Raw genomic sequence first — 19,275 nt, 5'->3', positions numbered from 1 at the left:
GGTCTCGCTCCTAAAATAATAGTGTGTCCGTACACTATATAAATAATTGACGTGCTGATTGTTATCTTACTACTTTTTATTTGGTATCGACATCAGTATCAGTGTTGATGGCATCTTTTAGTAAGTCTTCTGATAAGCTCACTCCTTGCTCAGCTGCGTGCTTTGGGCTTGCATACAAAGTTAACGTGTTCATAACCTCAGGTTTAATAGTGTTAACGGCTTCTCCATTTAATACGCGATAAACCATTTTGCCAGTAGTACGCCCAAAATCATAGTCATTTACCCCAAGTGCTGCTGTCGCGCCGCGTCTGACACTAAATTCATCTGAAGCAATAACTGGAATATCAAGCTCGTTTGCTGCACCTGCCATCGCCTCGAATGCAGACACGACGTTATTGTCTAACGAGGTATAAATGACATCAGCGCGACCAGCAAGACTGCGCGTCGCCATAGCAACATCAGTTGGTCGGTTGGCTGTTACGTCGAGTATTTTGAGTCCACGTGTTGATGCCGCCTCCTTAAGCTGATTCAGCACGACCACAGAGTTGACCTCACCTGGGCTATAAACGTAGCCAATGGTTTTTGCATCGGGGACAATCTTTTGAATGTTCTCTAACTGCGGCTCGATAGGCAATTGGCTGGATAGGCCTGTCACGTTGGTTTGAATGGGAACGCCCTTATCATCGATAAGTTTGGCTGCAACAGGGTCTGAGATGGCAGTATAAACAACTGGAACGGTTTTGGTGGATGCCACGATTGACTGAGCAGATGGCGTTGAGATGGCTACAATGGCATCTGGATTGTCGCCTGCAAACTGCTTAGCGATCTGCCCTGCTGTCGCCGTATTACCTTGTGCACTTTGGAAATTAACGGTTAAGTTTTGGCCCTCGACATAGCCGTTATCTGCCAACTCATCGATAATACCACGGCGCATCTCGTCTAGTGATGGATGTTCGACAATTTGAGTGATGGCTAATGTCTTGGCAGGTTTGTCAGTATCAGTTGCTGGATTTTCATTAGTCGCTGTTGCAGTATCAGTAGAGTTTGAGCAGCCAATCAATCCAAGAGCGGTGCTGATAGCAGCACCATATAGGCTTAAGCGTAGGGTAGAAGCAATAGTCATTATTAGATTAACTCATAAGTTGTATCAATTCCAAAAACCAGATTCATCAAGCCTAATCATAGTAGTGCTTGCACTCGTCTTCGTGATCTTTGATCTTTAAAGTAGTATTGGAGAATGCAGATTGGTCCGTTCAATGCTATGTTGATGTCAAAATAGCAGGTTAACAATAAAGCAATCGTTCCGTCGATCGTTATGTATAGGAGCTGAATTCTATGTAACCCCTATATTATGACAGTAATGTAAGTTATCGCAATAAAAAATTAAAGCGCATTCGTCATAGGTATTATTAAACAATGCTGTGGCACTTTTATAAAGCAATATAAAGCGGTTTTTAGCCATTACGTTATAAAAAATACACAAATTCAAAAAGACACAAAAAAAGATGCCATGTAGACATCTTTTTTATTATTTCACATTACACTCAAAACTTATGCCAAGGTATCACCAACGACACAGTCATCAGGCAGGGTAACGACCGTTAAACCTGTTTTGGGATCACCAGTCGACAACACCATGCCTTCTGAAACACCAAACTTCATCTTTCGCGGGGCAAGATTGGTCACACAAATCACTTTCTTATCAGCCAACTGTTCAGGCTCATAAAACTTACGAATGCCACTAAACACATTGCGCGGTTTGTCTTCGCCGACATCTAAGGTAAATTGTAGTAGCTTGTCCGCGCCTTCGACGTGATTGCACTCTAAAACATGTGCCACTTTCATCTCAACTTTGGCAAAATCTTCGATGCCGATATAATCCGCTTGCTCAGTATTAGTATTAGTATTAGTATCAGTGTTAGCTGGCTGTGTGTTTTTGGCAGCTTTGCTATCATTATTTGCATCTGTGTCGCTTGCAACTGGTATAGCGGCTTGAGCCAAAGATTCCTTTGACGCCTCAACCATTGCCTCGATATCTTTTTCTTCGATACGCTGCATCAAAGGTTTAAACTTATTGATTTTTTGACCCAGTAGCCACTCATTGCGACTAGCAAAGCTTAAGTCTTCAATATTTAAGAACGCTTTGGCATTGGCCGTCAGCTCAGGTAATACTGGCGCAAGATATACCATCAATTGACGGAAGATATTAATCGCCACCGAGCATACGTCTTGCACTTCTTGCTCAGTACCCTCGATCTTAGCAAGCGACCACGGTTTTTTCTCGTCAATATATTCATTGGCTTTATCCGCACATTGCATAATCAAACGCATGGCACGTGAGAACTCGCGATTCTCATAAGCGGCAGCAATTTCATCACCGGTTTTGGTAATATCTTCTAGCAGCGTTGACTCTACGCAAACGTCCGACAGCATCCCGTCATACTTTTTAACAATAAAGCCGGCACTGCGACTGGCGATATTAACCACTTTACCCACCAAGTCAGAGTTGACCTTTTGCATAAAGTCTTCTAAATCAAGGTTGATGTCCTCGACTTTATCAGACAATTTGCTAGCGAAGTAGTAACGCAAATACTCAGGGTGTAAATGATCAGCGTAAGTTTCGGCTTTAATAAAGGTGCCGCGTGACTTACTCATTTTTTCGCCATTGACCATTAAGAAGCCGTGAGCAAAAACGCCGGTTGGGGTACGGAACTCACTACCTGCTAACATGGCCGGCCAAAACAACGCATGAAAGTACACGATGTCCTTGCCGATGAAGTGATAAACTTCTGTTTTGTGCTCGTTTTCTTGTGCCCAGTAACGATCAAAATCAAGCGCTTGCTCTGTACCTTCACGCTTATCGCATAGGTTTTTAAAGCTCGCCATGTAGCCGACTGGCGCATCTAACCATACATAAAAGTATTTGTCCGGCTCGTCGCTTGGCGTATCTGGGATTTGGAAACCAAAGTAGGGCGCATCACGTGAGATATCCCAACTGGCAAGCCCAGCTTCGAACCACTCTTGGAGTTTGTTGGCGACCGATACTTGCAGGCGATTATCACTACGCGTCCAATCTTTTAAAAACTGCTCAAATTCTGGCAAGTCAAAGAAATAATGCTTTGAGGTTTTTAGCACAGGTGTGGCATCAGACAACGTCGAGTACGGATTTTTGAGATCTGTCGCGTCATAAGTTGTGCCGCATACTTCACAGTTATCACCATATTGATCCAGCGCACCGCACTCAGGGCACTCTCCTTTGACAAATCGATCGGCCAAAAATAACTGCTTTTCAGGATCAAATAATTGCTCAACATCGCGAGTTGAGATATGCCCTGCGCTATTAAGACGGCGATAAATCAGCTCAGAGAAATGTTTGTTTTCTTCTGAATGAGTGGTGTGATAATTGTCGAAGTTAATCAAAAACTTTGCAAAGTCCGCTTCATGCGAGGCTTTAACTGAGGCAATCTGCTCCTCTGGCGTGATGCCATTGGCTTCAGCTTTTAGCATGATTGCCGTACCATGTGCGTCATCCGCGCAGACATACGTAACCTGATGGCCTTGTGCCTTCATCGCACGCGCCCAAATGTCGGTCTGAATATATTCTACAAGATGCCCCAAATGGATATAGCCATTGGCGTAGGGCAGCGCACTTGTTACTAAAATCTCACGCACTTTTGTCACCTATACTTTTATATAAACGGGTTAGTTATCATCATCGCACGCTATTTATGGCGGGCGGACGCGATGTTATCAATGGTAAAGCTTTTAAAAAAGGAAAAATTTAAAAATTGTGCCTATGATACCGTAATTCGACCAAATTTGTGACAATCCTCGGTAATTAATCACGTTAAAAAACCCACCAAGTAAAGTACGAAGTGGGTTTTTATGCACATATTAATATAGATTTGTTTAGAAAGAACCAAACATCGTACCTAAGATAATGATAGAGGTAACAGCGATTAACGGAATAACCATGGTGACCATGGCAAGGTTTAAATATGACTGTTTATGGGTCAAGCCGCAAATAGCAAATAACGTGATGACAGCGCCACTATGGGGCAGAGTGTCAAGACCGCCCGCTGCCATAACTGCCACACGGTGCATAAGCTCTGGATCAATTCCAGCTTCTACCGCCATTCTTAAATAGTCGTCACCGAGCGTCGACAGTGCAATACTTAAACCACCAGATGATGAGCCTGTAATACCAGCAAGCGTGGTCATCGCCACGGCTTCTGAGATAAGCGGGTTATTAGGGCTTAGATTTAAGATATTGTCACGAATGATAAGAAAACCTGCCAATGATGCAATCACCGCACCATAGCCAACTTCTGATGCCGTATTAAAAATCGGTAACATCGAATCGTAAGTACCACGGTTGATGGTCTTTTGTAGGTTATTCCAATGACCAATACGCAATACGATCAAAACTATACAGGCTACAACTAACGAGATAATAATTGACCAAAGTCCAAGTGATCCATCGATATTTAAGTCTGGGAACTGGGCTTGCAAGCCGCTAAAGTCTAATGACGGAAAAACAGCATAAGTAAGTAACGCGTTTAGAGCGATGACCAATACCAGCGGAATCATGGCGATGGCAAACGAGGTTTGATGCGTGTTGTGCATGGCGCTTGATGTTGCTAGATTGCTTTTAGCGATGTTGTTTTGTGCAGTATTGTTTGTCGTGTCACCTGTAGGCTCTTTTTTAGCATCGATACCACCGACGCCCACGTCATCATCATGTTGACCATAGCCTTCACCTGCAGCATTGGCTTTGCGAGCGCGCGACTGCAACCATAACCACCCACCAATGAACATGATCGTACCGCCAATAATACCTAAGATAGGCGCTGCAAAGACGTTGGTATTATAATAAGGAATCGGAATAGCATTCTGAATCGCTGGCGTGCCTGGCAATGCCGTCATCGTAAAGGTAAATGAGCCTAAAGCAATCGCCGCCGGAATCAAGCGCTTAGGAATATCAGCGGCTTTGAATAAGTCTTTGGCGATTGGGTAGATAGCAAACGCTACGACAAATAACGAGACACCACCATAGGTTAAGATAGCACAAACCAAAATAACGGCTAAAATGGCTTTACTGGCACCGAGCTTTTCGACCACGGTATTGGCAATCGCTGTCGCCGCGCCAGAGTCTGCCATCAACCGTCCAAACAGCGCACCTAATAAGAAGATAGGGAAGAATTTAAGCAAAAAACCACTTAATGCCCCCATAAACACATCGGTATAGGCGGGAATACTACTTAAAAAATCACCTGATAAAAAGACCGCTAACGTCGCCATAATCGGCGCTAGGATGAGCACCGAATAACCGCGATAAGCAAAAAACATTAATAAAAATAAAGTAATAATGATAGCAAATGTGCTAAACATGACTGCCCTCCTTGGCAAAATTCAGTCAGCGATTATGCAGGGCATATGAATGTAGGTCAATAAAATTAATCAAAATAAGCAATATATAATCTTATATTAAACATAAATCCACATTGATAACATATTGGCTTACCATATACTGAGTTACTATGATGACTGGTACACTCTTAACGTTATTATCTAGTCGCTGCAAGGATAATGTGTTAAGTTATTATAAAAATTACATATGATATATCGATATAAAACGTATTAACATAACTATTTGCATATTTGGAAATTCTGTATATTTGGCAACGCAGATAAGCTATCATATTTGTGAAGTGCTTTTGCTAAGCAAGATTTCATTGTCAAAAGACTCAAATAACAAACATTGATCGACAAGGAATGTGGATATGTTTAATGCCATAACCAACGCCAGTGTACAACTGGTTAACCGTTATTTGCCATCTCCGTTCGTATTCTCAATTATTTTAACGCTCATTGCCTTTGTTGTTGGTCTTGCCGTTACTGGTCAGGATATGATTGCTATGGCTGGACATTGGGGTAATGGATTATGGTCGCTACATAGCTTTGCCATGCAAATGGCCCTCATATTAGTGACAGGCTATGCGTTCGCTAGTGCACCCTTCATTCAGCGTTTACTGGATAATATTGCCAGCCGTATTCATTCTCCTTCGACCGCTATCATAGTATCGACCTTGGTGGGTTTGGTTGGTTCATGGATAAACTGGGGGTTTGGTCTCATTATTGGGGCTATTTTTGCCAAATCACTTGCCAGAAAAGTCGCCAATGTCGATTATCCCTTATTGGTAGCCGCAGCCTATTCAGGATTTGTTATCTGGCATGGGGGCTTTTCAGGATCGATACCGCTAACATTAAGCTCAGGCGGCGATACTTTACTCACGCTATCGGGTAATGTCATGACCGAAGCGGTGCCTTTATCACAGACGGTATTTGCTGGTTATAATTTACTTATTGTCGGCTTGCTAGTCGTAATTTTGCCTCTTCTAAATCGTTTTATGCACCCCAAAAACCCTACTGTTATCGACCCCAAGCTCATTAAAAAAGAAGCTTATGTATCGCCTCGTAGAGATACCCCAGCACAAATATTGGATGACAGCCGTATAGTCGCTATAATTTTGCTAGCGTTGGCTTTGATGTACTACATCAGTGAATTTAGTAGTAATGGTTTTAATTTAGGGCTCAATATAGTTATTGGGCTATTTTTGTTTGTCGGGTTGTTATCGCATGGCACGCTTGAGCGTTATTATCGCGCAGTAAACTCAGGTATAGGCGGCATCACTGGTATTGTATTGTTGTTTCCGTTTTATGGCGGCATCATGGGTATCATGACCGGAGCAAACGCTAATGGCATCTCTATTAGTACACAAGTTACCGAATTTTTCGTCAACTCTGCTTCAGCAGACAGCTTTCCCATCTTTGCATTTCTAAGCGCAGGCTTGGTTAACGTTTTTGTACCATCGGGCGGCGGTCAGTTTGCTGTACAAGGGCCTGTTATGATACCTGCTGGCGTTGAGCTTGGTGTTAATCCAGCAGTGACAGCGATGGCGGTAGCTTGGGGCGATGCATGGACCAATATGATTCAGCCATTTTGGGCATTACCATTATTGGGTATTGCAGGCTTAGATGCTCGAGCTATTATGGGTTATTGCCTAATAGTGCTTGCCGTATCAGGGGCAGTTATTATGGGTGTATTTTGGTTGGTGGTATAGTTAGTGGTATAACTGGAATGACATATCAGCATGTACAAAATGTAAAGACTAGCAAAATTAATAGAATCAGTTAAAAGCAATAATAGAACGGATGCGTAATGAATATAAATCAACGAACAGATAATTATAGGAGTCAACCATGAGTCAATCAAAGGTATATAGTAGTGCAGAAGAAGCGTTAAAAGGTATTGTCAGTGACGGCCAAACTCTTGCTATTGGCGGTTTTGGTCTATGCGGCATCCCTGAGGCGTTGATCGAAGCATTGCGTGATAGCGGTGTTAAAGATTTAACCTGTATCAGTAACAACGCAGGTGTTGATGACTTTGGCTTAGGATTGCTACTACAAACTCGTCAAATCAAAAAAATGATCTCATCCTATGTCGGTGAAAACAAAGAGTTTGAGCGTCAATACTTAGCGGGCGAATTAGAAGTTGAGCTGACCCCGCAAGGTACATTGGCTGAAAAGTTACGTTCGGGTGGCGCGGGTATTCCTGCCTTTTATACTGCAACTGGCGTTGGTACACTTGTCGCAGAAGGTAAAGAGACGCGTGATTTTGATGGTCGCACATATGTACTTGAGCATACATTGCGTGCTGATGTGGCGCTAATTAAAGCGCAAAAAGCAGATAAGTCAGGCAACTTGATATTCAACAAAACTGCTCGTAACTTCAATCCAGACTGTGCAATGGCTGGCAAAATCACCATCGTCGAAGTAGAAGAAATCGTAGAGACAGGCACTTTTGATCCCGATGAAGTGCATTTACCTGGTATCTTTGTGCAGCGTATTGTGTTGAATAATAGTCCTGAAAAACGTATTGAGAAAACGACAACTAAAGCAGTTGAAAGCGCTTAGATGTTGCTTGGACACTGTATTAGATTAAGCACTTATTTAGATAAATAAATGAAATAGCTATTTAAAATATTTTTTAGGATTGGTATAAAAATAAGGAAAATATCATGGCATGGACAAGAGAGCAGATGGCACAGCGTGCCGCGAAAGAACTACAAGATGGTTATTATGTGAATTTAGGAATAGGGCTACCAACCTTAGTGGCCAACTATATCCCTGAAGGTATGGACGTTTGGCTACAATCAGAAAACGGCCTATTAGGTATTGGTGAGTTTCCAACTGCTGAAAATGTCGATGCTGACTTGATTAATGCGGGTAAACAAACAGTAACCGCAGAGCCTGGTGCCAGTTATTTTGGCAGTTCAGAATCATTTGCTATGATTCGTGGCGGTCATGTCAATCTGGCAATATTGGGCGCGATGGAAGTCTCAGAGCAGGGCGATCTTGCCAACTGGATGATTCCCAAAAAAATGGTCAAAGGTATGGGCGGTGCCATGGATTTGGTTGCTGGCGTGCAGCGTGTGATTGTACTGATGGAACAAGTGAACAAACATGGCGATCCAAAAATCCTTGCCAATTGCGAGCTGCCATTAACAGGTAAAGGAGTAGTAGATCGTATTATTACCGAGCTTGCAGTATTAGATGTCACTGATAATGGCTTAAAGCTGGTTGAGCTTGCAAACGGTGTGAGCTTTGATGAGCTGCAAGAAAAAACGCCTGTGAGTATTGCTCAGTAGTTATGGTGCATAAATATATCTAGCACAGGCATTCAAAAAGCTATTTAATCAAGGAATACAAAATATGGCGACCGAATTACAGCAAGATCTGACAGGAAAGGTAGCATTAATCACAGGCTCTGCAAGTGGTATTGGACGCGATATCGCTGAGACTTATGCCAAAGCAGGGGCAGCGGTTGGTATTGCAGACATTAATCTTGAAGCGGCGCAGCAAACGGTCGATGCCATAGAATCGGCTGGCGGACGTGCTCTTGCAATTGCTATGGATGTCACCTCAGAATATGCCGTAAATGATGGCGTACAACAGTTAGTCGATACCTTTGGTGGTATTGATATTCTCGTTTCTAACGCCGGTATCCAGATCATTGATCCAATTAGTAAAATGGCGTTTGATGACTGGAGAAAAATGCTGGCTATCCATTTGGACGGGGCGTTCTTAACTACTAAAGCTGCCGTACAACATATGTATAAAGAAGACAAAGGTGGTACGGTCATTTATATGGGTTCGGTACACTCGCACGAAGCTTCACTTTATAAAGCACCTTACGTTACCGCTAAGCACGGTCTGCTTGGGCTGTGCCGTGTATTGGCAAAAGAGGGCGCAGCTCATAACGTGCGCTCGCACGTAGTATGTCCAGGGTTTGTGAAAACGCCGTTGGTCGAAAAACAAATCCCTGAGCAAGCGGCTGAAAAAGGTATCAGCGAAGAGGAAGTCGTTAACGATATTATGTTAGTCAATACTGTCGATAAAGAGTTTACCACTGTCGAGGATATTGCTCAGTTAGCGCTATTTTTAGCAGCGTTCCCAAGTAACGTATTTACAGGGCAGTCTATCGTTGCCAGTCATGGCTGGTTTATGAACTGATCTTCTGAATAAATACATTTATCTTTATATTGCTTTAAACAGAACAAAAGCCTTGTAACTTTATCTCGATGGCTCTATAAGGCTATTAAGATAGGGTTATTAAGGCTTTTTTCTATTAATATCATAATGATAATATAAGCTGATCATTCACAGGGATAGTTAAGCAATTCATATTTTAATCTTTAGTTCAAATTTATAGTTGACATTCAATGCATATCACTCTATAAATAATATTCAATTATAACCAACAGCCCATTGTTGTCACTTTGCTTTTAGTGTGTGACAGCAACGTCATGGCGCTGCTCCAGTACCGATTCAGCATCTAACTCTTTACCGATAATCTGTGTAATATCGCAATCTATTGTATATCCTCATCTATTACACATAGCTCTACTGGCAACACTATCCGTATCAAATGAGCGAGCGTATTTTCTAGCGCTAGCGGTTATCTATTTTATATCGACTGGCTATAATATTGATTATCAATAACTATGCTCGTTTTTCTGAGTTGATACCATTATTACCTATCAAAAAACATTCAATAAGTACGATCAAGAACCATCATTAATAACAAAAAATTTCTACAATTCGTTATCTCCTTTTCCTAATAACAGCATTCAAACGGCTGTTGTTTATTCAAGACCACGCAATACGAGACACTTCATAATGCGTGTTAACCCTAAGTAATAGGGTCAGAACGCTACAAAAACTGTGCAACGGAACTGCGCATAGCTTATCACTGAGCTACAAAAACAGTGAGTGCGTGCTTAGTTAAAGGCTTGCTACAACTGTAGCGTTTCGCCATTACTATTATACCCACCCATAATAAGGACAAACTATGGTGACCCAAGTACAACAAGATTTGACAGGCAAGGTAGCCTTAATCACTGGTGCAGCTGCTGGTATTGGGCGTGACATTGCTGAGACTTATGCAAAAGCTGGTGCTCTGATCGGCGTCGCTGACATTAATCTTGAAGGCGCTCAAGAAACAGTCGATATGATTACCAAAGCTGGCGGTAAAGCGCTGGCAATCAATATGGATGTCAGATCTGAAGATGCTGTCAACAGTGGTACCAAACAGCTTGTCGATACCTTTGGTGGTATTGATATTTTGGTCTCAAACGCAGGTATTCAGCTTATTAATCCGATTAATAAAATGAGTTTCGACAACTGGAAAAACCTGTTAGCTATCCATCTAGATGGTGGTTTTTTAACCACTAAAGCGGCTGTAGAATATATGTATAAAGACAATAAAGGTGGCACGATTATCTATATCGGTTCAATTCATGCTCATGATGCGTCACTTTTTAAAGCACCTTACATTACTGCAAAGCACGGATTACTAGGTTTGTGCCGCGCCATTGCCAAAGAAGGTGCTCCGCATAATGTACGCTCGCATATGATTTCTCCAGGCTTTGTCAGAACGGCAATGGTTAATGAGCAAATACCACTACAGGCTACTGCAAAAGGTATCAGTGAAGAGGCTGTGATCAACGATATCTTACTTGCGAATACGCTCAATAAAGAGTTTACGACTATCGAAGATGTGTCGCAAACGGCACTGTTTTTGGCCGCTTTTCCAACCAATGTATTTACCGGTCAGTCTATCAATGCCAGTCATGGTTGGTGCATGAGATAAGTTTTTACTCCCATCATTTATAAGAACATTTATAAATAAGAAAATAATTTTTAGATTACCACAAAGCCAGTACTATTGGCATTGTGGTTTTTTTGTTCATCCAAAACCAGTTTATTCATACCCATACGAATTTGAATTGACTATCGCTTGCTAATAAAAAATCAATCCATTAACATCTTGTCTTCTATTGACTTGAGCCAATGATGTTGACTCTTTTTTATTATTGTTTGCTGCACCGCTTAAAGGTCGCTCGGAGTAAGAATAATGAATAGCAAAGATGTTGTAGAGACCTTAGCAAAGACATTAAGCTGTGCTACTGAACAACACGAATTTGAGCAGTCAGTCAATCAATTACAAGACTTGCGCCCCATCGATATTGCTGATGTGCTCGCACTTATGGAGTCTAAACTTGCTTGGCAATTATTAGAACGTCTATCTAATCGCTCCACCATTTTTTCTTATTTAGAGCCTGATGTTCAAGTTGCTATGGCGCATGAGTTTCCTCGGAATATCATGGCGATATTGGTAGGGGAGATGCCTGCTGATGAACGCACTGACTTATATAAACATTTAAACCAAGATCAGCGTGATGCTTTACTTCCAGCACTGGCACAGGCGCAGCGTGAAGATATTCGTAAACTGTCCGCTTATGAAGAGCGCACGGCTGGTGCTTTGATGACATCAGACTATGCTACTTTGAGTGCTCAGATGACGGTTGCCGAAGCTTTGCATGCTCTACGTTTGGAAGCGCCTGATGCTGAGACCATCTACCACACCTACGTAATTGACGACGAACGTAGGTTAATGGGGGTAGTGTCATTACGAGTATTGATTTTAGCGTCGCCTAATCAGGCTATTGCAGACATGATGATGAGTACTGTGGTGTCCTGTCATGTCGATGACGATCAAGAAGTAGTGGCTAAAACCATTGCACGATATGACTTGATTGCCCTGCCAATTATCGATAATAGTGGTGCTTTGGTAGGCATTGTTACCCATGATGATGCAATGGACGTTGCAAGTGATGAAGCCACTGATGACTTTCACAAGTCAGGCGGCATCTCAACTATGGTAGGCAAGCTCAAAGATGTTAGCATTCGGGTGCTATATCGTAAGCGCGTGTTTTGGTTGGTGTTTTTAGTATTTGGGAACTTACTATCAGGATTAAGCATCTCAAATTTTGAAGAGGTCATTGCAGCCAATCTGGTATTGGTGTTTTTCTTGCCATTACTGGTAGATAGTGGTGGTAACGCCGGATCGCAGTCTGCGACCTTAATGGTGCGCGCCCTAGCGACTGGGGATGTGGTCATGCGAGACTGGTTTTCACTACTAGCCAGAGAAGCTCTGGTCGCGCTCATGCTTGGTGCTACGATGGCAGTGGCTATCTCTATCATCGGTTACATACGCGGTGATGCTGTGGTATCACTAGTGCTTGCGCTTAGTATGATGTCCGTGGTTATGATCGGCTGTGTGATTGGTATGAGCCTTCCTTTTGTGCTCAATAAACTAGGGTTTGACCCTGCTACTGCGAGTGCACCTTTAATTACCTCAGTATGTGACGCCTCAGGTGTGCTTATCTACCTCTTTATTGCTTCACAATTTTTGTCCATTTAACAAGCTAAATATAGATACAATAATCATCGACACCAGTATTTAAGTTAAAAGGCAGAAAAAACAGATTGTACAGGGCCTTGTACGATTAGCGTTGTGGTTTTTTTATCCTTGTAATTGAGCTACACTGTCACGATAAAAGGTTTGGCTAAAAAGCTCATAGACTATCTGGTTTTTCATATTTATAGCATTGTTAACTGAGCTCTTTTACCATGTCCACCCACTTTTATAGGCAGTAATAGTAGCTATGTTTAACTTTATAAAAAAAATAACGTCAGAAAAACCTGAGACTCCCAAGCAACAGGCAGAACGTGATAGTGCAGTAGATAAAGTACTACTGGGCTATGAAGTAGGTACTGTTAGCATTGCTACCATGATAACAGGGCTTGAGCGCAGCGGTAACCAGCTAACCTTAGACTTACGGTTGCCACAAGATAGTGATCCTGAAACCATTCAGCAAGAGCTTGGACAACTGCTGCATCCGCATGGTATCCAAACGATCCATATGAATGTGCGCCTGCCTGCACCAGCAAAAGGTGACGGAGCAAGCTTACCGAAACAGATGCCAAAGACGACCGATGCAATGGCTAAGCAAGATAAGTCAAGCGTACAGTCACATACAGACAGCGAACCACCCATAACGAAAGCGGCGCCAACTCAAGCTTCACTAGCAGCACATCCGCGTATTCGACATATTATCGTAGTAGCGTCAGGCAAAGGCGGCGTCGGTAAATCAACCACCACCGTTAATATTGCCTTGGCTTTAAAAGAGCTTGGCAACCGTGTTGGTGTGCTTGATGCTGATATTTATGGGCCTAGTATGCCAACGATGCTGGGCGTCGCTGATGTAAAACCGCAACTAGAAAATGAGCAGTTTGTTCCTGTTGACGCGCATGGCTTAGCGATGCTATCTATAGGTAGCTTGCTTGATAGTGATAATACACCTGTCGCTTGGCGCGGACCAAAAGCCACAGGTGCGCTCATGCAGCTATATAACCAAACCAACTGGCCACAGCTAGACTATTTGGTCATTGATATGCCGCCAGGTACGGGTGATATTCAGCTGACGCTTGCACAGCGTATTCCAGTGACTGGCGCAGTGATTGTAACGACGCCGCAGCATATTGCCTTACTTGACGCGCAAAAAGGTGTTGAGATGTTCAACAAAACCAGTATTCCAGTACTTGGTGTGGTTGAAAATATGGCATTGCATACTTGTAGCAACTGTCATCATACCGAAGCCATCTTTGGTATTGGAGGCGGTGAGCTTATCGCTGAGCAATATCACGTGCCGCTATTAGGTCAGCTGCCACTCGCCAGCGGTATTCGTGCGCAAGTGGATAAAGGTGAGCCAAGCGTTTTAGCTAATGATGAGTTCGCATCCTATTATCTGAACATTGCTAAGAACATTGAAGCCAATATTAGTAAGTTTGCTAAACCTGTCGATGATAAGCGTATATTTTAACCGACAATTAACTTAAGTAGGTTTAAAAAAGCCAGCTTAAGCAATTTTGTGATTACTCTATAAATTGATCTATCAATTCCGTATAATCGTCGCTATTAAAAATTTTGAGGAATAACAATGTCTATCAAGTCTGACCGCTGGATTCGTAAAATGGCTGAAGAACATGGTATGATCGAGCCATATGAGGCGGGTCAAGTACGCTTTAATGATGCAGGTGAGCGTCTGGTTAGTTACGGTACTTCAAGCTATGGTTATGACGTGCGCTGTGCACCTGAATTTAAGGTCTTTACTAACGTCCATTCGGTAGTCGTTGACCCTAAAAATTTCGATGAAAAAAGCTTTATCGACATTGTTGGTGATGAGTGTATTATTCCGCCAAATTCTTTTGCATTAGCACGTACGATGGAATATTTTCGTATTCCACGTGATGTATTGACTATATGTCTTGGTAAATCGACTTATGCACGCTGCGGTATCATCGTCAACGTGACGCCGCTTGAGCCTGAGTGGGAAGGGCACGTCACTTTAGAGTTTAGTAATACTACCAATTTACCTGCACGTATTTATGCGGGGGAAGGTGTGGCACAAATGTTGTTTTTCCAAAGTGATGCAGATGATGTCTGCGAGACCAGCTATAAAGATCGTGGCGGTAAATATCAAGGTCAACGCGGTGTGACATTACCGAGAACTTGATTTGAGTTGTAAAACTTTAAATAGACAATAAAAAAGCTGGGCGTATTAAATACGTCCAGCTTTTTTGTATTTTGCCATTTACTATTTTAAGACTTTTAAACCCGCTTTATTATTACGTTTCGGCTTGGACTCGGTAGCTGTGCTCTTTTTAGACGTACCTACAGAGTCTTCTTCAGGATCATAATTTTCATATTCGCTCGGGTCAAAAAACATACCTTGTGAGTTTTCTTTTGCATAGATACCCATGACGGCAGGTAGTGGCACCCAAATCTCTTGCGATACTCCGCCAAAACGTGCACTAAAGTGAATATAATCATTCTCCATACTCATATTACCAGTAGCGCGGCTAGCGATATTAAGCACGATACGGCCATCCTGTACGTGTTCGGTTGGTATTTGCACGTTTTTGGCAGTGGCATCAACCATTAAATATGGTGTCAGGGCGTTGTCCTCTATCCATTGATATAGCGCACGCACCATATAGGGACGAGTTGGGGTAATAGACGTGGTTTCGCTCATCTGATGGTTTCCTATATTTTTTGGTTTTTGATTAATAAAGTAATTTTATATGGCTTTTAGCTAACGGATAAGGATAAACTTACTTAGCTTATACTGGGTCAGTTGCTATTCTAGGACAGCTATATAAAGTTATCTAATTAGCGAACACTTTTTTGAAAGCTATTACGCTCAAAAAGCCGCGTTTGATAGTCTAGTAAAGGACGACTAATTGCACGTGGTAGCTCGATACCCATCTCGTCCAGTCGCCATAATAAAGGCGCCAATAGCACATCACACCATCCAAATTCATCTGACATAAAGTATGATTTATGAGCAAATAGTGGTGATAGGGTAATTAATGAATCAGTCAGCTGTTTTTTTGCTGAGGCTGCTTGCGTTTTGTTAAAGCTATCTGGATGTTTAAGCAAGCGTTTACCAAGCACTAACCAATCATGTTGAATACGCCAAGCTAACTGACGAAACTGCGCACGTTCTTGAGGCGTATCAGGCAACAGTTTATTTGCATGATAACGCTCTTCTAAATACTCAAAAATCACGTTAATCTCATATAGTGAGATTTCGCGCTGCTGTAACACAGGCAATGTATGATAAGGGTTCAGTTCAGTAAGGTCTTCAGGGCGCTCTGAGTGTAAACGTGACAAATAATAATCAAGCTTTTTTTCTTCAAGCAACAGGCGTACCACATGACTGTCGTAGCCATCATCAGCATATAAAATCAGCTGACTACTCGGAATGTCATTCGCATCAATCATGAGAGCCTAATGTTAATAGTTGAGGGTGTCATCGTAAACAAAGTTACCCTGTTTATCAAGGTAGCGTGCGTAAACATTATATACTGCTAGAGTTTATATAGTCACAGCAAGTCTATTTTATTTCTAAGATAGATTTTATTGAACTTTAAAACAATGCAAAAAAGGCACTACCTAAGTAGTGCCTAGTTTATACTGAATTTCTACATCTTTAACGTCTACTTATTTTATTATTTCACGTCTTTCCAAAACTCTTTATTAAGCAAGTAAACTGGAATGAGTAGTACCAATAAGAATAAGATGACAAAAAAACCAATTACTTGACGGTCATGACGGGCAGGTTCAGCCATCCATGCCATAAAATTCACCAAGTCACCGACTTCAGATTCGAATTCTTCAGCACTTAACTCTTCTTGCATATTATGCAATACATGAGGCATGGCCGCATTTGCCAGTACTAAGTTGTTAGCCCCCCAAGGACGGCTAGGATCTTCATAAAACGATAGTAAGTATGTATAAACCCAATCATCACCACGCAGTCTGGTTTCAAGCGTTAAATCTGGTGGTGCAGCACCAAACCATGACGCTTGAATCTCAGGATCAATTTCAGCATTGATATGATCACCGATTTGATCAGTGGTTACCATCAAGTACTTTTCTACAAGCTCAGGTGGTATTTCAAGATCTTTAGCAATACGTGAATGACGGACGTACTGTGCAGAATGACAACCTGCACAGTAGTTCATAAATATTTTTGCACCGTTTTGTAGCGAGCCCTTATTAGTAAAATCAATAGGCGCTGTACTACAGGCTAAGTGTTCTTCAACGCCTTCGGCATTGACAAAAGTCCCGCATCCGCCGCCGCCTGCTGCCAGTGCCGTACCAGCAGTCAAGGTCAATGCCGCGCCTAAGCCTAAACCTGTTAAGGATTTTGTTAGCGTGTTCATTAGTGACCTCCGGTAACACGTTCTGGTGGCTGTTTACACTTCTCGATAGCAGTGTAAATCGGCATCAACAAGAAAAACAAGAAATACAAGATTGTAAAGACACGGGCCATGATAGTCGCCGTTGGTGTCGCAGGCGTAGCACCTAAATAACCCAGTACAATGAAGCTAATAGCAAACACAGTTAATGCAATCTTAGACAAGATACCTTTATAACGTATAGAGCGTACTGGTGATCTATCAAGCCATGGTATTAAGAATAGCACGGCAATTGCGCCACCCATTGCAATAACACCGCCAAGTTTATTTGGAACAGCACGTAAGATTGCATAAAAAGGCGTGTAATACCATACAGGTGCAATATGTTCAGGTGTTTTTAGTGAATTCGCTGTTTCAAAGTTTGGTGGCTCTAGGAAGAAACCGCCGCCTTCTGGGAAGAAGAACACTACAGCAAAGAAACAGATAAAGAAGACAACAATACCGATCATGTCATGCACGGTGTAATAAGGATGGAACTCAATACCATCTAATGGCACACCATTTTTATCTTTAAGCTTTTTAATATCGATACCGTCTGGGTTGTTTGAACCCACATGATGCAAGGCAACGATATGCATAAAGACTAAGCCCACAAGTACTAGAGGAATAGCAACGACGTGTAGCGCAAAGAAACGGTTTAACGTAATACCTGAGATAATATAATCACCACGAACCCATTCAGCAAGGCCATCACCAATCACAGGAAGCGCGGCAGGAAGGTTTAAGATAACCTGTGCACCCCAGAATGACATGTTGCCCCAAGGCAGTAGGTAACCGAAGAAACCTTCAGCCATCAACGCCAAATAAATTCCCATCCCGATCAGCCAAATAAGCTCACGAGGCTTTTGGTATGAACCATAAAGCAAGGCACGGAACATATGCAAGTAGACTACAACGAAGAAGGCTGAAGCACCAGTCGAATGCATATAGCGAATAAGCCAACCGCCTTTCACATCACGCATGATATATTCAACAGACGCAAACGCGCCTTCAGCACTTGGGTTGTACATCATCGTAAGCCAAATACCGGTCACCAATTGGTTGACCAATACCACCATTGACAATACGCCAAAAAAGTACCAAAAGTTAAAATTCTTTGGCGCATAGTACTTTGACATGTGGTATTCATAGGTTTCGGTCGCAGGAAAGCGTGCGTCCACCCAATGCATTAACTTTTTACCCATACTCATGTTAAGCCTCCCCAACCGTCAAGATAGTACCATCCATACTATATTCTGGGATGGGTAAGTTAAGCGGTGCCGGAACGCCACTATAGACACGACCCGCTAGGTCGTATTTAGAACCGTGACAAGGACAGAAAAACCCACCATACCAGTCATTGCCACCTAAGTCGGCTGCACCAACGTCAGGACGATAGTTCGGTGCACAGCCCAAATGCGTACAAACGCCTTCTACCACCAGTATACCCGGTTCAAGAGAGCGAGTAGGATTGACACAGTATTCAGGTTGTAGCGATGCACTAGAATCAGGGTCAGATAACAGCGGTTTTACTGATTCAAGCGTACCTATCATGTCTTCAGTGCGCTTAACCACAAAAATAGGTTTGCCACGATATTTGACGACGATCATTTGTCCATCTTCGATAGAACTGATGTCTTGAGTAACTGCCGCTCCGGCAGCTTCTGCTTTAGCACTTGGGGTCCAAGAACGAACAAAAGGTGTTGCTACAGCAGCTACCCCAGCTGCACCAATTGCGGCAGTCGAGGCAATAAGAACTCTACGACGTTGTACATTAACGCCTTCGGCTTGGCTCATTAATACTTCCTCCAGGTGAATGAAATGGGATTATCCCACACTGGGTTTGTGACTTAGAAATTTACAATACAAATATATAAGCCACGTTAGCTGTGCCTAATTTTGCTAATTGTTGCTATTCTAAGCTATTTTGGTCATAAAATAAATTAATGTGTCAAAAATAAAACGACTCTGACAACACATTGTTTATAGCTATAGTCTTATGAAAAAGTCACAGCCAAATCAAAGCTGAAACCTTATTATATTAAAATCCGATTGCAATAA

Annotated in this window: 16 protein-coding genes; 8 read left to right on the top strand and 8 right to left on the bottom strand. The window is 42.3% G+C overall.

Translation table 11 applies throughout. The features are described from left to right. Positions 1-76: 76 nt before the first annotated feature. From ACS8FC_RS03045 to ACS8FC_RS03035, 3 genes are all read right to left on the bottom strand, one after another. Entirely contained in the window at positions 77-1,123 is a 1,047-nt protein-coding gene (locus tag ACS8FC_RS03045; protein WP_439295838.1) for an ABC transporter substrate-binding protein, read from the bottom strand. Between the two features lie 428 nt (positions 1,124-1,551). Then, positions 1,552-3,672 (bottom strand): methionine--tRNA ligase, encoded by a 2,121-nt coding sequence (gene metG / locus ACS8FC_RS03040; RefSeq protein ID WP_439295837.1) that lies wholly within the window; start codon positions 3,670-3,672, stop codon positions 1,552-1,554. 237 nt (positions 3,673-3,909) lie between these two features. Beyond that, complete coding sequence (locus tag ACS8FC_RS03035) at positions 3,910-5,391, bottom strand: GntP family permease (protein WP_439260577.1); 1,482 nt, start codon at positions 5,389-5,391, stop codon at positions 3,910-3,912. A 392-nt stretch (positions 5,392-5,783) separates the two neighbouring features. Between ACS8FC_RS03035 and ACS8FC_RS03030 the strand changes: the two genes are divergently transcribed. The 8 genes from ACS8FC_RS03030 to dcd all read left to right on the top strand — a co-directional run bounded on the left by ACS8FC_RS03030 (position 5,784) and on the right by dcd (position 14,984). Then, positions 5,784-7,124, top strand: coding sequence for a short-chain fatty acid transporter (locus tag ACS8FC_RS03030; RefSeq protein ID WP_439295836.1), 1,341 nt, complete (start codon positions 5,784-5,786; stop codon positions 7,122-7,124). Positions 7,125-7,263: 139 nt separating this feature from the next. After that, positions 7,264-7,977, top strand: a complete 714-nt coding sequence (locus ACS8FC_RS03025) for a CoA transferase subunit A (protein WP_439295835.1) — start codon at positions 7,264-7,266, stop codon at positions 7,975-7,977. A 104-nt stretch (positions 7,978-8,081) separates the two neighbouring features. Further along, entirely contained in the window at positions 8,082-8,711 is a 630-nt protein-coding gene (locus tag ACS8FC_RS03020) for a CoA transferase subunit B (RefSeq protein WP_439295834.1), read from the top strand. A gap of 64 nt (positions 8,712-8,775) precedes the next feature. Continuing rightward, positions 8,776-9,576, top strand: a complete 801-nt coding sequence (locus ACS8FC_RS03015; RefSeq protein ID WP_439295833.1) for a 3-hydroxybutyrate dehydrogenase — start codon at positions 8,776-8,778, stop codon at positions 9,574-9,576. An 838-nt stretch (positions 9,577-10,414) separates the two neighbouring features. Beyond that, entirely contained in the window at positions 10,415-11,215 is an 801-nt protein-coding gene (locus ACS8FC_RS03010; RefSeq protein WP_299216594.1) for a 3-hydroxybutyrate dehydrogenase, read from the top strand. Between the two features lie 264 nt (positions 11,216-11,479). Continuing rightward, the gene (gene mgtE, locus ACS8FC_RS03005) at positions 11,480-12,829 is read left to right on the top strand and encodes a magnesium transporter (protein ID WP_439295831.1); all 1,350 of its coding nucleotides are present in this window, start codon (positions 11,480-11,482) and stop codon (positions 12,827-12,829) included. Between the two features lie 244 nt (positions 12,830-13,073). Further along, the gene (apbC, locus tag ACS8FC_RS03000; RefSeq protein ID WP_439260582.1) at positions 13,074-14,291 is read left to right on the top strand and encodes an iron-sulfur cluster carrier protein ApbC; all 1,218 of its coding nucleotides are present in this window, start codon (positions 13,074-13,076) and stop codon (positions 14,289-14,291) included. A gap of 117 nt (positions 14,292-14,408) precedes the next feature. Continuing rightward, positions 14,409-14,984: a dCTP deaminase gene (dcd, locus tag ACS8FC_RS02995; RefSeq protein WP_058369435.1), complete on the top strand. Its 576-nt coding sequence runs from the start codon at positions 14,409-14,411 to the stop codon at positions 14,982-14,984. An 81-nt stretch (positions 14,985-15,065) separates the two neighbouring features. On the opposite strand, the gene ACS8FC_RS02990 is transcribed toward dcd, so the two are convergent. The 5 genes from ACS8FC_RS02990 to petA all read right to left on the bottom strand — a co-directional run bounded on the left by ACS8FC_RS02990 (position 15,066) and on the right by petA (position 19,011). Next, positions 15,066-15,503 carry a ClpXP protease specificity-enhancing factor gene (locus ACS8FC_RS02990; protein ID WP_439295830.1) on the bottom strand — a complete coding sequence of 146 codons (438 nt, stop codon included), beginning with the start codon at positions 15,501-15,503 and terminating at the stop codon, positions 15,066-15,068. Between the two features lie 137 nt (positions 15,504-15,640). After that, a complete protein-coding gene (locus tag ACS8FC_RS02985; RefSeq protein WP_439260584.1) occupies positions 15,641-16,255 on the bottom strand; it encodes a glutathione S-transferase N-terminal domain-containing protein in 615 nt (204 codons plus the stop codon). Between the two features lie 227 nt (positions 16,256-16,482). Continuing rightward, a complete protein-coding gene (locus tag ACS8FC_RS02980; RefSeq protein ID WP_299216576.1) occupies positions 16,483-17,199 on the bottom strand; it encodes a cytochrome c1 in 717 nt (238 codons plus the stop codon). Further along, a complete protein-coding gene (locus tag ACS8FC_RS02975) occupies positions 17,199-18,404 on the bottom strand; it encodes a cytochrome b (protein ID WP_299217979.1) in 1,206 nt (401 codons plus the stop codon). Before ACS8FC_RS02975 ends, ACS8FC_RS02980 begins: the two co-directional genes overlap by 1 nt. Before the next feature lie 22 nt (positions 18,405-18,426). Then, positions 18,427-19,011, bottom strand: coding sequence for a ubiquinol-cytochrome c reductase iron-sulfur subunit (gene petA, locus ACS8FC_RS02970; protein ID WP_439260585.1), 585 nt, complete (start codon positions 19,009-19,011; stop codon positions 18,427-18,429). Positions 19,012-19,275 lie beyond the last annotated feature (264 nt).

This window comes from Psychrobacter sp. 1Y4, from assembly GCF_051847555.1.
This window is presented reverse-complemented; position numbering and strand designations above follow the sequence as displayed.

What these genes read in the sequence shown, in the direction of transcription:
- ACS8FC_RS02975 (WP_299217979.1), bottom strand. Translation starts at nt 18,404, where the DNA reads ATGCATTGGGTGGACGCACGCTTTCCTGCGACCGAAACCTATGAATAC.
- ACS8FC_RS03035 (WP_439260577.1), bottom strand. Translation starts at nt 5,391, where the DNA reads ATGTTTAGCACATTTGCTATCATTATTACTTTATTTTTATTAATGTTT.
- ACS8FC_RS03025 (WP_439295835.1), top strand. Translation starts at nt 7,264, where the DNA reads ATGAGTCAATCAAAGGTATATAGTAGTGCAGAAGAAGCGTTAAAAGGT.
- dcd (WP_058369435.1), top strand. Translation starts at nt 14,409, where the DNA reads ATGTCTATCAAGTCTGACCGCTGGATTCGTAAAATGGCTGAAGAACAT.
- ACS8FC_RS03015 (WP_439295833.1), top strand. Translation starts at nt 8,776, where the DNA reads ATGGCGACCGAATTACAGCAAGATCTGACAGGAAAGGTAGCATTAATC.
- ACS8FC_RS03045 (WP_439295838.1), bottom strand. Translation starts at nt 1,123, where the DNA reads ATGACTATTGCTTCTACCCTACGCTTAAGCCTATATGGTGCTGCTATC.
- petA (WP_439260585.1), bottom strand. Translation starts at nt 19,011, where the DNA reads ATGAGCCAAGCCGAAGGCGTTAATGTACAACGTCGTAGAGTTCTTATT.
- mgtE (WP_439295831.1), top strand. Translation starts at nt 11,480, where the DNA reads ATGAATAGCAAAGATGTTGTAGAGACCTTAGCAAAGACATTAAGCTGT.
- apbC (WP_439260582.1), top strand. Translation starts at nt 13,074, where the DNA reads ATGTTTAACTTTATAAAAAAAATAACGTCAGAAAAACCTGAGACTCCC.
- ACS8FC_RS03020 (WP_439295834.1), top strand. Translation starts at nt 8,082, where the DNA reads ATGGCATGGACAAGAGAGCAGATGGCACAGCGTGCCGCGAAAGAACTA.
- ACS8FC_RS02980 (WP_299216576.1), bottom strand. Translation starts at nt 17,199, where the DNA reads ATGAACACGCTAACAAAATCCTTAACAGGTTTAGGCTTAGGCGCGGCA.
- ACS8FC_RS03030 (WP_439295836.1), top strand. Translation starts at nt 5,784, where the DNA reads ATGTTTAATGCCATAACCAACGCCAGTGTACAACTGGTTAACCGTTAT.
- ACS8FC_RS02985 (WP_439260584.1), bottom strand. Translation starts at nt 16,255, where the DNA reads ATGATTGATGCGAATGACATTCCGAGTAGTCAGCTGATTTTATATGCT.
- ACS8FC_RS03010 (WP_299216594.1), top strand. Translation starts at nt 10,415, where the DNA reads ATGGTGACCCAAGTACAACAAGATTTGACAGGCAAGGTAGCCTTAATC.
- ACS8FC_RS02990 (WP_439295830.1), bottom strand. Translation starts at nt 15,503, where the DNA reads ATGAGCGAAACCACGTCTATTACCCCAACTCGTCCCTATATGGTGCGT.